Source organism: Arthrobacter oryzae, from assembly GCF_003634095.1.
Lineage (GTDB): Bacteria > Actinomycetota > Actinomycetes > Actinomycetales > Micrococcaceae > Arthrobacter > Arthrobacter oryzae.
On sequence record NZ_RBIR01000003.1, the window covers coordinates 276,680 to 288,863 of the forward strand.

Below are 12,184 nucleotides of genomic sequence, written 5' to 3' on the forward strand. Positions count from 1 at the left end.
AGCAACCGGTATCGACGGGGGCCCGGCCCGCGCCGCAGGGCCGGATTTCAGGCCAGCAGCTGCTGCACGAGTTCGCGGCATTTCCGGTAGGCGGGCGCCTTCGGGTCAATGAGCGCGAAGTGGTCGCCCGGGACCTTGAGCAGCTGGACGGGCGCGCCGGCCGCCTTGGCGGCTGCGGCGTAAGTCTCGGACTGGCTGGCCGGCACGGTGTCATCTTCCGAGCCGTGGACGGCATAGACGGGCACGCCCAGAGGCACCGCGCTCATCGGATCGGCGTATTTGTGGCGTTTGGGATACTTCTCCGACGAGCCGCCAAGGAAGTTGCTGACGGCGCCGTTGCTCAGGTTGAGGCGTTCGGCGGCCGCGAGGTTCAGGAGCCCCGACTGGCTGACGACGCCGGTAAGCTGCACCGCGCCGTCGTTGTCGGTACGGCGCGTCAGCTGCCGGTCGGCGTCGGGCGCGCCGAGACCGGCGAGCCTGCCGCGTCCCGCCGCCCAGACCGCAAGGTGGCCGCCGGCCGAGTGGCCCAGGGCCACCACCCGGTCAAGCCCGAGTCCGTGCTCGCCCGCGAGCTCGCCGAGCTTGTCGATGCCGGCCAGGACATCGGCGAAGGTGTTGGGCCAGCCACCGCCGTTGCCGGCCCGCCGGTACTCGAGGTTCCAGGCCGCCATGCCGTGAGCGGCGAGGTCCTTGGCCAGGGGTTCGCCGAGTTCTGCGCCGTATTGCGAGCGCCAGTAACCTCCATGGATGACCACCACCACACCTTTGGGCGCAGACACCTCCGGGAGGAAGAGCTCGCCCCACTGGCTGGGGTCCTCGCCATATTGGTACTTGTGCCTCTTCACAGCGTCCTCCTTGGGGCCCGGTGAACAGGCGGCGGTAACTGCCCCCAGGGTCACCGTCGCTGCGGCAGCAAGTAAAGCGCGGCGCCGCATATCAGCCATGTGCTGAGCCTACAGCCGGAGGGGCGCGGCGCCGCGCAGGACAAGCCCTTGCCCCGGCCCGGTGGCGCGGGCTGGGGGCTTGCGGAGGACTTGCGGGCCGGTGTCGGGGGTGCGCCGTAAGCTGGACGCATGGCGAGCAACTGGGATCGTTTGGACCTGAGCCTGCGCGAATCCGTGCAGGAGAACGTGGAACTCTACGAGCGGGTCCGGCCTGCCCTGAAACTGGTCACCCGGGAGGTCCTGCTGAACCTGCGGGCCATGCTCAAGGGCACCGAGGTGACGCCGCTGTTCGTCACCGGCCGCACCAAGACCGTGGAGTCCTTCCGCGAAAAGATTTCCCGCACGGAAGAGCCGGTGGAGCCGGGCGGGCGGCCCCTGCTGACGTTCCCGGACCCGTTCCGGACCCTCAACGACATGGTGGGCATCCGCGTGATCACCAAGCTGCCAGCCGAAAACGCGGTGGTGGCCAATCTGATCAAGCGCCAGCGCCAGCTCTTCGACTGCCGCGGGGACCGGGAAAAGGACATCGGCTCGATCGAGTCCGGCACGTACGGCTACTCCAGCCGGCACCTGATCCTGCGGACCATCCAGAACGAGGCCGTCAAGGACTACCAGCAGGCCTTCAACCCGGACGTCCCGCCGAACGGCAGCTACTTCTTCGAATGCCAGATCCGCACGGTGTTCGCCCATGCGTGGAGCGAGATCGAGCACGACATCCGCTTCAAGGCCGAGGACCCGCGGGCCTGGACTCCGCACTTCGACCGCCAGTTCACGGCCACGGCCGCCATGCTGGAGACTGTGGAAAGCGCGTTTTCGGACCTGCACGAGCGCTACGAGGAAGTCCGCGGTTATTGGGATCTGGACGGCGAGGGTGCGGCGCCGCTGACTCCCAACCGGATCCGCGACGTCTGGCGGACCCTGCTGCCGCACGTGGACCGGAAGGTTGACGACGACTGGGGCTGGGCCGCGGAGCTGATGGCCGCCCACGGCCTCAACCAGACCATGCAGCTCGCCGGCCTGCTCAGCGCCAACCGCATCACCGAGGTCCGCAAGGCCCTGGACCACCGCTACTCCCCCGGCCCGGACCGGCTGCTCGATGATCTGCTGCTGTGGCAGTACGGCACCGAACACATCGAGCTCACCGCCGAACCGGCCGACGCCGTCCCGCACCCACGGCGCGACAGCCTCCTGCGGCGGCTCAAGCAGATCGAGCGGTACCGCCTCACGCAGGGGTAGGACGCGCCGCTCGCTCAGTCCTCGAACGCCGCCCGGAACGCGGCCAGGGCGGCGTCTCCGGCGGCCAGTCCTTGACCGCCGGCAGCGCCGGCCTCCAGGCCGATGACGCCGCTGTAGCCGGCCTGCCTCAGAGCCGCCGCAACAGCGCGGTAATTGATCTCCCCGGTGCCGGGCTCGCAGCGGCCTGGGACGTCGGCAACCTGGATCTCCCCCGTCCAGGGCAGCGCGGCCTTGACCAGTTCGATCAGGTTTCCTTCGCCGATCTGGGCATGGTAGAGATCCAGCATCATCTTCACGTGCGGATGGTCGACCGCGGAGACCAGTGTGAGCGTGTCCTTGGCCCGGGCCAGCGGGATGCCGGGGTGGTCCAGGACGGTGTTGAGGTTCTCGAGGGCAAACGTGACGCCGTGTTTTTCGCCCAGCACGGCGAGGCGTTCGAGCGTCCGCAACCCGGTCAGCCACATTTGGCCGGTGGACCGGTAGGTGGGCCGCACGGCCCGGCCGCCGTCGCCGAGCTCGGCCGGGTGGACCACCATCCGCTCGATGCCGAGTTCCAGTGCGGTGGGAATCAGTTTTTCCGCGGAGGCCACCACCGCGTCGGCGCTGTCGGGGTCAATCAGGCTGCCGCCGAAGTAGCCGCTCATGGAGGAGAACCGGGCGCCCGTGGCCGCGAGGGCAGTGGCCTTGCGGCCCCGGGTGTCCCAGAGCTCCACTTCGAAGCCCTGGTTGTGGATCCGCCGCACCCTGTCGAGGAGATCCAGCTCGCCGTAGACCATCTCGGCGCAAACGGCCAGGCGGAAGCTCACTTGCTCTGTCCCGCGGCGTGGAGTGCGGGCTCGGCGGCCCGCAGCTCGGCGATCGAGGCGACCTCCACGGGAAGCCCGGTCCCGGCCGAGCGGATCGCCGCGAGTGCCACGGCCAGGGCGTTGCGGGCGTCGGTGCCGCCGGGGCCCGGGGTTCCGGGGGCCGCCAGACTCCCGCGGCGGGCCTTGACGGCGTCGACGAAGTGGGCCAGCTCGGCGGTGTAGGCGTCATGGAAAAGATCCACGTTGAGCCGCACGGTGGTGGCGGCGATGCCTGCCGCGGTGTAGCTCATCGCACTGGAGGCCTGCGGTCCGCCCGCGGTGACCATGCCCGCCGACCCGAAGACTTCGCCGCGCACGTCGTAGCCATACAGGGCATTGAAATTGGCCTCGGCCACCGCGATGGCGCCGTTGCTGTACGTCACCGTGACCACCGCCGTGTCCAGCAGGCCGGCAGGCTTCAGATCGGGGGCAACGAGCGCATCGGCCACCGCGTGGACGCGGACGGGAACGGCCCCAGGGTTCAGCCAGTTCAAGGTGTCGAAATCGTGGATCAGCGTTTCCAGGAAGATGGTTCCCGGCGGGATGCGCTCGGGCGCGGCGAGGCCTGCCGCGGTGCCGGGATCCCGCGTCAGCGACCGAAGCAGCTGGGGTACCCCCACGGCGCCGCCATCAATCAGCTTCCGCGCCGCGGCGAAGTCGCTGGCATAGCGCCGGTTGAAGCCGAACTGAACAACGACGCCGGCGGCATCGGCCGCTTCCAGGGCGCCATCCAGCTCCTCGATGGTGCGGCCGCCGGGCTTCTCGCAGAACACGTCCTTGCCGGCGCGGGCCGCGGCGGCAAGCAGGCCCGAATGGAACCGGGCCGGCGCCGCGATGAGGACCGCGTCAACGTCGGGATCATTCATTACGTCCGCCGGGTCCGCGCTGATTTTGCGCACGCCCAGCCGGCCGGCGAGGGCTTCGACCGCGGGGAGGGCTGGATCGGCAATGGCCTCGAGGCGGGCACCGGGGATTCGGTGCGCCACGGACTCGGCATGGAAACCGCCAATCCAGCCGGCGCCGATGAGTCCGATGCGGACGGGCCGGTCGTCGCTGACCGGGTGCTGCAGATAGCTCATGAAAACTCCTCGTGGCGTTTATAGATCGTTCTAGTAGATCCATGATGCACCCGCTGCCGGTCGTTGTCTAGAACGTTCTATAGACTGGTTGAAACCGTAGGAAGCAAGGAGGAGCAATGGCCGAAGCGCAGCGCCGCCCCACGCTCATGGACGTCGCCAAAGCCGCCGGCGTCTCACGCGCCCTGGTGTCGATCGTGATGCGCGGCGCCCCGGGCGCCGCCGAGTCCACCCGGGCGAGGGTGCTCGAGGCCGCGCGGGAACTTGGTTACCGGCCGGACAGCCGGGCCCGGTTGTTGCGCAGCGCGCGGACCAGGCTTCTCGGGTTGAGCTTCTCCACGTCCCAGCCGTTCCACGCCGAGATCGTCGACGCCGCCTACGCGGGCGCCGCCGAGCGGGGCTACGAAATCGCCTTGAGCGCGGTTGCCAGTGGCAGGCCGGAGACGCGCGCGGCGGAGGCACTGCTGGACATGGGCTGCGAGGCGCTGATCCTTATCTCCCCGACGCTGGGCAGCGAGGAACTCGCCGGGTTTTCGCGGCGGGCGCCGGTGGTGAGCCTCCTGCGGGACGACGTCGGCGACGACGTGGACTCCGTCAGCAGCGACGACCACGCCGGCATCCGGCTGGCCGTTGAGCACCTCGCCGCCCTCGGGCACCGACGGATCGCCCATGTTGACGGCGGCGAGGCAGTCTCGGCCGCCCAGCGCCGGGTCGCCTTTCGCGCCGAAATGCTCCGCCGGGGCCTCGAGCCCATAGTGGTTCCGGGCGGTCCCACCGAAGAAGACGGGCTCAGGGCCTGCGCTCTTCTCCCGGACAACCCGCCGTCCGCCGTCGTCGCCTTCAATGACAGGACCGCCCTCGGCGTGATCGAGGGTCTTCGTACCGCCGGGCTGCGGGTGCCCTCGGACGTGTCCGTGGTCGGCTACGACGACAGCCAGTTTGCCCGGCTCAGCTACGTGCAACTGACCTCCGTCAGCCAGGACGCACCCCTTCTCGCCACGGCCGCCGTGGACAGGGCGGTCGACCGGCTGGCCGGCGCCGAAGCACCGGCACACCTGGTCAGAACACCCCACCTGGTGGTCCGCAACACCACCGCACCGGCGCCAGCCGACTAGCCACCCGGCGCCGTGAGGTCCGCCGCGGAGTTTCCCCACCTTTGACGGCACGACGCCGGGAAGCCCCGGCGGTTCGGCGCAACACGCCGGCCAGAACTTCCAAAGGTGGGGAAATTCCGACGCGGCAGACCCCGCCATGCTGGGCCGCTGGACTGCCTGAGCCCCCGCGGGACGCCTAAAATCTGACATATTTGTCCACAGGGTGGTCACGAAGTGGCCAGCCCGTGGACGCCGGTGGCACCATGCTTGGATGCTTGAGGCAACTAAAACCCCCGATACCGCCCCGGACGCGAGCGCCGCCGCCGACGTCCCGGCCAATCCAGCCCTCGCCGCCGAGGCAAGAATCGCCCGCATCGCGGTCACGGTGTTCCCGCTCCTTGTCGTGGCGGCCGGCCTCGCCGGGTTCCTGCTCCCGGGGGCCTTCAAACCCCTCGCACCCAGCGTGCCCTTCCTGCTGGGCATCATCATGTTCTGCATGGGCCTGACCCTGACCCCACCCGATTTCGCCTCCGTGGTCAAGCGCCCATGGGCAGTCGCCCTGGGAATCGTGGCGCACTACGTCATCATGCCGGGGGCCGGCTGGCTGATCGCCGTCGCGCTGCACCTCCAGCCGGAGCTTGCGGTGGGCCTGATCCTGGTGGGCTGCGCGCCGTCGGGCACTGCGTCGAACGTGATGGCGTTCCTCGCCAAGGGGGACGTCGCCCTGTCCGTGGCCGTCGCCTCCGTGTCCACCCTGATTGCGCCGATCGTGACGCCGCTGCTGGTGCTGTTCCTGGCCGGCTCGTACCTCAACATCGACGCCGGCGGCATGGTCCAGGACATCGTGAAGACCGTCCTCCTGCCCGTCATCGCCGGCCTGCTGGCCCGCCTCTTCCTCCGCAAGCTCGTGGCCAGGCTGCTGCCGGCACTGCCGTGGGCTTCCGCGGCGGTGATTTCGCTGATCGTGGCGATCGTGGTGGCCGGCAGCGCCAGCAAGATTGTCGCCGCGGGCGGGATCGTGTTCCTCGCGGTGGTGCTGCACAACGGCTTCGGCCTGGGTCTGGGCTACCTGGCCGGCAAACTGGGGCGCCTGGATGACAAGGCCCGCCGGGCCCTGGCCTTTGAGGTGGGGATGCAGAATTCCGGGCTGGCCGCCACCTTGGCCACGGCCCACTTCGGCGCCCTGGCGGCACTGCCGTCCGCCGTTTTTTCCCTGTGGCACAACGTCTCCGGCGCGGTCGTGGCCGCGTGGCTGGCCCGCCGTCCCCTCCGGGACGTCGCGGCGCCCGCGCCCGCGGCGCAGAACACCGCCGGGCAGAACGCTGCCGGGCAGGATGCCGCCGCGCTGAACTCAGCCGGGAGCTAGCTCCGCAGCCGGCCCAGCAGCACGGCGACGGCGCGCCCGGCCAGGACCTCCGGGCTGTCCGACCCGGCGGAAAGCACATCGTAGCCGCCGCGGCCGGCGAGGCTGCCGTCCCCGGCGTCGTCCGCGATGAGCACCTGGGCGACGCCGCGGCCGGCGAGTTCCGCCGTGGTCGCGGCGTCGTTGTCCGTCTCTGCGGCACCCGTGCGGATGACGCCGTCCGCGCCGCCGGAGAGCATGAACTGCCGCCAGCTGCCGCCCAGCAGGATGACAACCTGGTAGCCGTGCTCCGGCAGAATCCCGGCCAGCAGCGTCGCGAGGGCCCTCTCCCGCGGCTGTTCGAGGTCCGTCACGGCCACGGCCACCAGTTCCGTCCGGCCCCGCCGCATGCCCTGGGCGGCACGGTTGGCCACGTAGCCTAGTTCGCGGACGGCGGCGTGCACCCGGTCCTGGGTGGCCTGGCTGATCCGGGTGGTGCCGCCGGAGCGGCCGGAGAGCACGTAGGAAACGGTGGTAAGCGACACCCCGGCCACCTCCGCGACGTCCCGGATGGTGGGGTTGGATCCGTGCCGCACTGATGACTCCCGGCTGCTTCTCCGCCGCGGTTCGTGGCGGCTCCTGAAAACTTCGTCTGGGGGTGGACCCCTCTGTGAACTTTAGCCCGACGCACCGTTCCCCGGCGTCCGGGCCACCCCCCCCGGCCAGGCAACGCGGGGTCACTTAGCGCCCGTCCCGGGGGCCTTAATGGGCGCTAAGTGACCCCGCGTTGGGGTTTGGCCGGGGGGAGGTCCTTGGTGAAGGCCAGTGGTCCGATGGTTTCCGGATCGGCGGAGAGATCAAACTGCGCCGCGTACCCGGTGTTCAGGTAGAGATGTTTCGCCTCCGGCTGGCGGGGGCCGGTGGTCAGGTGGACCTTGCGGTAGCCGCGGCGGGCGGCCAGCGCCTCCAGCTCGGCGAGGACAAACCGGGCCAGTCCCCGGCGGCGATGCGCCGAATGGGTCCAGATCCGCTTGAACTCGGCCGTCACCGGGCCGTGCCGGCGGAACGCTCCGCCTGCGACGGACGCCCCGTTCTCACGGACAATCAGGAGGGCCCCGCCCGGCGCGGCGAATTCCCCGGCCGGATAGCGGCCAAGTTCCTCCGCGGCGGCTCCCCTGCCGAAGAGGTTGCCGTAGCGGGTGTCATATTCGATTGCGAGCTCGTCCAGCAGCGGGCGGACCCGGGGATCGCTCATGGGGAGGTTGAGGACGGTGAGCCGTGAAATGTCCAAGGGCCGGTTAGCCGGCGGCCGCCCAGCCGCCGGCTGGGCGGCCAATGAACGGGTGTCCGGTGGTGACGGGGTCATACCTTAGTCCTTTCCGCCGGCGGCGGCCTGCGGCACCGCATGATGGTTGATCGCTTGATGGGTGCCGGCTTGATGGGTGCCGGCCAGTCCGTCGCCGTCGTGATCAGTCCCGCCCGGGCCCCCGTTCTCGCGGGCCAGCAGGTTCAGGATGCGCCGGGCCAGGGCGTCGTTTTCCCGGAACGGCGCGGCGTTGCTGCCGGGCCGGGCGAACGCCCCGGCGCCCCAGCCGGAGGTGCCGGGCCCGACGCCGAACAGCCGGCGGCGCCGCACCCCGACCGGACTGATCAGCTCGTTGTGGGCGGACACCAGAAGCCGTCCGGTCGCGTGGGTGCCGTCCGCGGTCAGGAGCTGCTGCTCGGTGCCGAGTCCTGAACTTTGCAGCTGGCGCAGCAGCGGGTTGGCGGAGCGGGCCACGGACGGCGCCGGGAGCCGGGCCTCGATCAGGGCCGGCGCTGACACGGTGATCCCGGACTGCGCCGACCAGGCGACAAACCGGCCCGAGTACTCCGCCGCCTCGATCTGCAGCCCCGGGCCCAGGAACTGCAGCAGCCCGGCCCGGTGGATCGCCAGCATCTCCCGCAGCCTGCGCGGCGGCGGCCCGGAGTCGACGAAGCTAAAGAAGCCGTGCCACCAGCCCTGGACCTCGCGCTGCGAGCGAGCGTTCAGCCGCTCCGAGGGCACCAGCCGGCCCAGGTCCATGTAGGACTTCAGCAGCGAGATGAACAGGGCGAGTGTCTCCGAGTGGTCCGGCCCGGTGCGCAACTCAAGGTCGCGGCCTACGTAGGCGGTCACCGCAGCCTGAACGTCGGCGTGGCCGGCGAAGACGCGGCCCGCGAAGGGATGGTCCAGCCGTTCGAGATCCAAATGGAGTTCCGTGTCCGGGACCGATTGGCTGACCAGCCGTTCCCGGGCCTGGCTGTACCAGTCCGCGGCGGAGAAGCGCTCGTCGAATTCCTGCCAGCCGATCCGCACCCGTTCCGGGGAGCCGGTGAACAGTTCGCGGTAGTACGCGAAGCCGGCATCCTTGGCGATCAGGGGCCACAGCTGGGCGCGGAAGTCGAGCTCGCCGGGCGCCTTCAGCAGCGCCGCGACGGCTTCCGCGGTGAAGAACGCGGGCTCCCCCGCGGTTTCGCCCCGCAGGGTGGCGGTGATCTTGGAGTGGTAAGGCACGCCACGGCGGGACCCCGCCCACAGCCGCGGCTCGGCGCCGGAGGGCAGATAGCGCAGGCCGCCGTCGGGCAATTCCTCGAACCGGCCACCGCGGCCCTCCATGAGCAGGACCAGCAGGTCCACGAAGGCCAGGCCCATGCCGGAGACAATGACGTCCTGGCCGGCGGCGAGCGGCGAGTAGTCGACGTCGGTGGTGTAGCTGGGCGCCGCATGGAACGCGCCGTGCCGGGCGGCGAACCCGGCCCACGCGGCAGACTCGCGGTCCGGCACCGAATCGGTGTGCCCCAGAGCAGCGACGACGACGTCGGCATGCAGTACCGCACCCCCGGAGAGCCGGACACGGTAGCGTTCCCCGCCGTCCTGCGCACCCGTTTGTTCGCCCGTTTCCGGCCCGGAACCCAGGGGCTCGACGGCGGAAGCCGTGTCCCGGTGCACCGTGACGGTAGCGTCCGGGCCGAGGGCGGCGACGGAACGGCGGAAGAACCATTCGAGGTAGACGCTCTGCAGCTGCCGGGTGGGAAAGGTGGCGCCGGTGAGGGAACGGAGCTGGGCCCAAAGTTCCCCCGGGAGCACCGGTACGTCCGTGATGGAGCCGTCCAGGACCCCGGCGGCCCAGCCGGCCAGTCCCGGACCCTCGACCGCCGGGCCCTCGCACTGGACGGAGGCGTCGGTGAACATCGTGACGTCCGCCGCGGCGGAGTTGAGCATCAGCCCGGGATGCTGCTGGTAGCGCCAGATCCTGCCGGACCCCGGGGCGTGCGGCTCCACGACGTGGATCTGGAGCGCGCCGGCGAGGAGCTCGGGCCGGTTGGCGCCGAGGCGTTCAAGGAGGCCGGCCGACCGCGGGCCGCCGCCGATGAGGACCACGGACGGGGCATTCACTGGCATGGGATCTCCTGGCGGGTCTGGTTCGGAGCCCTCATGCTAGGCAGCCGGAACCGGACCGGTCGAGGCGCCGGTCACGGCCGTTCACTGCGCGTAATGCGGCGTAAATCGGGGCAAGAATTCGTCGTGTGACGCCGTGCGAACCCGCGTGAACGCATGCAACTTCCGGCCTTGCCGGGCGTTTTCGGCGGCCCCTAGATTGGCAGCCAACCTAACCCACAGCAACTGGAAGAAACGAGGTGGCACATGAGTTCAACAGCAACCCCGGTGGCGCATTCCGCCCCGGAGCCGGCGTCCGCCGGCACCGAATCCGCACCCGGCACCACAACCTCCGGAACGGCCGTCGCCGCCGTCCCTGGAACCGACGTCCCGGCACCCGGCGCCGGCCCGGGAACCGCCGCCCCGGCTGCGACCGGGGCTGCCGGGGCCGCCCCGGCGGGCCGCCGGGGCGCCACCGACTACGCCGACTACCGGCTGGTTCCCGCCCGTCACCCGTGGCGCTGGGTGGGAACGGCCGTCGTCGGCCTCGGCGTCGCCGGGATTGCCTGGTCGCTGGCCACCAACCCGCGCTGGGAGTGGGGCGTGGTGGCGCAATGGTTCACCGCGCAGTCGATCGTGAACGGCCTGCTGGAGACCCTTAAGCTGACGGCAATCTCGGGGGCGCTCGGCTTCATCCTCGGCTTCGTCCTGGCCCTGATGCGGCTCTCCGCGTCCCCGCTGCTGGTCTCCGTCTCCTGGACCTTCTCCTGGATCTTCCGCTCCACACCGCTGCTGGTGCAGATGCTGCTCTGGTACAACCTGGGCTACCTGTACGAGAAGATCAGCTTGGGCATCCCCTTCACGGACGTGCGCTTCTTCGAGGCGCAGACCACCACCCTGATCAGCCAGTTCGCCGCGGCGGTCCTTGGCCTGACCCTGAACCAGGCCGCCTATTCGGCCGAGATCATCCGCGGCGGCATCCTCTCCGTGGACCAGGGTCAGCTGGAGGCGGCAGCCGCGCTCGGCATCCCTGCCTGGCGGCGTTCCACCAGGATCGTGCTGCCCCAGGCTATGCGGGCCATTTTGCCTACAGCCTTCAATGAGGTGATCGGACTGGTCAAGGGCACCTCGATTGTCTACGTCCTGGCCTACTCCGAGCTGTTCTACACCGTCCAGGTCATCTACAACCGGACCCAGCAAGTCCTGCCCCTGCTGCTGGTGGCCACCCTCTGGTACGTCGTCATCACCTCGGTCCTGAGCGTCTTCCAGTACTACATCGAGCGCCACTACTCCAAGGGAGCCGTCCGCACCGTGCCCCTGACCCCGCTGCAGAAGGCCCGGAAATTCCTGGCCACGCACGCGCCCGCCACACGGGAAACTGCCCAGGAAAGAGGCACCCGATGACCACCTCAGTCCGTCCCGCCACCGGAGCCCGGGAAGCCCTGGAAACCACCCGTGGCCTCGTCGAGATCACCAAGGTCCGCAAGTCGTTCGGCTCCACGGAAGTCCTCAAGGGCATCACGCTGAGCGTCGAGCCCGGCGGCGTCGCCGTGATCGTCGGTCCGTCCGGGTCAGGCAAATCCACCCTCCTGCGCACCATCAACCACCTGGAAAAGGTCGACGCCGGGTTCATCGCGATCGACGGCACGGTGGTGGGCTACGAGGTCCGGGGCCAACGCCTCCATGAACTGCGCGAAAAAGAGATCCTTAAGCAGCGCACCGAGATCGGCATGGTGTTCCAGAACTTCAACCTGTTCCCGCACCTGACCGCGCTGGAAAACGTCACCGAGGCGCCCGTCGTCGCGCCGCGGGCCGGAAAACCCCGGCTCTCCAAGGCCGAGGCCCGCGAACGCGGGCTCGAACTGCTGGACCGCGTGGGCTTGAAGGACCGGGCCGGCGCCTACCCGCGCCAGCTTTCCGGAGGCCAGCAGCAGCGCGTCGCGATCGCCCAGGCGCTGGCTCTGGACCCCAAGATCCTGCTCTTCGACGAGCCCACCTCGGCCCTGGACCCGGAACTGGTCAACGAGGTCCTGGACGTCATCCGCGGGCTCGCCAAGTCCGGCACCACGCTGATCATCGTCACGCACGAGATGGGCTTCGCCCGCGACGTCGCGGACACGGTGGTGTTCATGGACCAGGGCCAGATCGTCGAGCAAGGCACACCCCAGGAGATTTTCACCAGCCCCCGGGAAGAACGCACCCGAAGCTTCTTCTCCAAAGTGATCGAACCCGCTTTCAACATCTAAG

General features: G+C 69.9%; 11 protein-coding genes. 5 read left to right on the forward strand and 6 right to left on the reverse strand.

Translation table 11 applies throughout. The features are described from left to right. Positions 1-47: 47 nt before the first annotated feature. On the reverse strand, positions 48-845 hold the full coding sequence (locus C8D78_RS08940) for an alpha/beta hydrolase (RefSeq protein WP_120952570.1): 798 nt from the start codon (positions 843-845) through the stop codon (positions 48-50). A gap of 228 nt (positions 846-1,073) precedes the next feature. Between C8D78_RS08940 and C8D78_RS08945 the strand changes: the two genes are divergently transcribed. Then, entirely contained in the window at positions 1,074-2,180 is a 1,107-nt protein-coding gene (locus tag C8D78_RS08945; protein WP_120952573.1) for a GTP pyrophosphokinase, read from the forward strand. A 14-nt stretch (positions 2,181-2,194) separates the two neighbouring features. On the opposite strand, the gene C8D78_RS08950 is transcribed toward C8D78_RS08945, so the two are convergent. Both C8D78_RS08950 and C8D78_RS08955 read right to left on the reverse strand, forming a co-directional pair. Continuing rightward, positions 2,195-2,986 carry a TIM barrel protein gene (locus C8D78_RS08950; protein ID WP_120952576.1) on the reverse strand — a complete coding sequence of 264 codons (792 nt, stop codon included), beginning with the start codon at positions 2,984-2,986 and terminating at the stop codon, positions 2,195-2,197. Then, on the reverse strand, positions 2,983-4,104 hold the full coding sequence (locus C8D78_RS08955; RefSeq protein WP_120952579.1) for a Gfo/Idh/MocA family oxidoreductase: 1,122 nt from the start codon (positions 4,102-4,104) through the stop codon (positions 2,983-2,985). Before C8D78_RS08955 ends, C8D78_RS08950 begins: the two co-directional genes overlap by 4 nt. Positions 4,105-4,220: 116 nt before the next feature. Here C8D78_RS08955 and C8D78_RS08960 point away from each other — a divergent pair, with 116 nt between their 5' ends. Beyond that, positions 4,221-5,216 carry a LacI family DNA-binding transcriptional regulator gene (locus C8D78_RS08960; RefSeq protein ID WP_120952582.1) on the forward strand — a complete coding sequence of 332 codons (996 nt, stop codon included), beginning with the start codon at positions 4,221-4,223 and terminating at the stop codon, positions 5,214-5,216. Positions 5,217-5,466: 250 nt separating this feature from the next. Then, positions 5,467-6,561, forward strand: a complete 1,095-nt coding sequence (locus C8D78_RS08965) for a bile acid:sodium symporter family protein (protein WP_120952585.1) — start codon at positions 5,467-5,469, stop codon at positions 6,559-6,561. Here C8D78_RS08965 and C8D78_RS08970 read toward each other — a convergent pair. From C8D78_RS08970 to C8D78_RS08980, 3 genes are all read right to left on the reverse strand, one after another. Then, positions 6,558-7,133 carry a LacI family DNA-binding transcriptional regulator gene (locus C8D78_RS08970; protein WP_120952588.1) on the reverse strand — a complete coding sequence of 192 codons (576 nt, stop codon included), beginning with the start codon at positions 7,131-7,133 and terminating at the stop codon, positions 6,558-6,560. The two genes, C8D78_RS08965 and C8D78_RS08970, sit on opposite strands and share 4 nt — an antisense overlap. Before the next feature lie 176 nt (positions 7,134-7,309). Continuing rightward, a complete protein-coding gene (locus tag C8D78_RS08975; RefSeq protein ID WP_244208338.1) occupies positions 7,310-7,792 on the reverse strand; it encodes a GNAT family N-acetyltransferase in 483 nt (160 codons plus the stop codon). Between the two features lie 114 nt (positions 7,793-7,906). Further along, a complete protein-coding gene (locus C8D78_RS08980) occupies positions 7,907-9,961 on the reverse strand; it encodes an FAD/NAD(P)-binding protein (protein WP_120952591.1) in 2,055 nt (684 codons plus the stop codon). A gap of 243 nt (positions 9,962-10,204) precedes the next feature. Between C8D78_RS08980 and C8D78_RS08985 the strand changes: the two genes are divergently transcribed. Continuing rightward, positions 10,205-11,341, forward strand: a complete 1,137-nt coding sequence (locus C8D78_RS08985) for an amino acid ABC transporter permease (RefSeq protein ID WP_120952594.1) — start codon at positions 10,205-10,207, stop codon at positions 11,339-11,341. After that, positions 11,338-12,183 carry an amino acid ABC transporter ATP-binding protein gene (locus tag C8D78_RS08990; RefSeq protein ID WP_120952597.1) on the forward strand — a complete coding sequence of 282 codons (846 nt, stop codon included), beginning with the start codon at positions 11,338-11,340 and terminating at the stop codon, positions 12,181-12,183. Before C8D78_RS08985 ends, C8D78_RS08990 begins: the two co-directional genes overlap by 4 nt. Position 12,184: the final 1 nt, after the last annotated feature.

Excerpts from the sequence above, each read along its gene's own strand:
- C8D78_RS08945 (WP_120952573.1), top strand. The coding sequence starts at position 1,074 with ATGGCGAGCAACTGGGATCGTTTGGACCTGAGCCTGCGCGAATCCGTG.
- C8D78_RS08955 (WP_120952579.1), bottom strand. The coding sequence starts at position 4,104 with ATGAGCTATCTGCAGCACCCGGTCAGCGACGACCGGCCCGTCCGCATC.
- C8D78_RS08960 (WP_120952582.1), top strand. The coding sequence starts at position 4,221 with ATGGCCGAAGCGCAGCGCCGCCCCACGCTCATGGACGTCGCCAAAGCC.
- C8D78_RS08965 (WP_120952585.1), top strand. The coding sequence starts at position 5,467 with ATGCTTGAGGCAACTAAAACCCCCGATACCGCCCCGGACGCGAGCGCC.
- C8D78_RS08975 (WP_244208338.1), bottom strand. The coding sequence starts at position 7,792 with ATGAGCGATCCCCGGGTCCGCCCGCTGCTGGACGAGCTCGCAATCGAA.
- C8D78_RS08980 (WP_120952591.1), bottom strand. The coding sequence starts at position 9,961 with ATGCCAGTGAATGCCCCGTCCGTGGTCCTCATCGGCGGCGGCCCGCGG.
- C8D78_RS08985 (WP_120952594.1), top strand. The coding sequence starts at position 10,205 with ATGAGTTCAACAGCAACCCCGGTGGCGCATTCCGCCCCGGAGCCGGCG.
- C8D78_RS08990 (WP_120952597.1), top strand. The coding sequence starts at position 11,338 with ATGACCACCTCAGTCCGTCCCGCCACCGGAGCCCGGGAAGCCCTGGAA.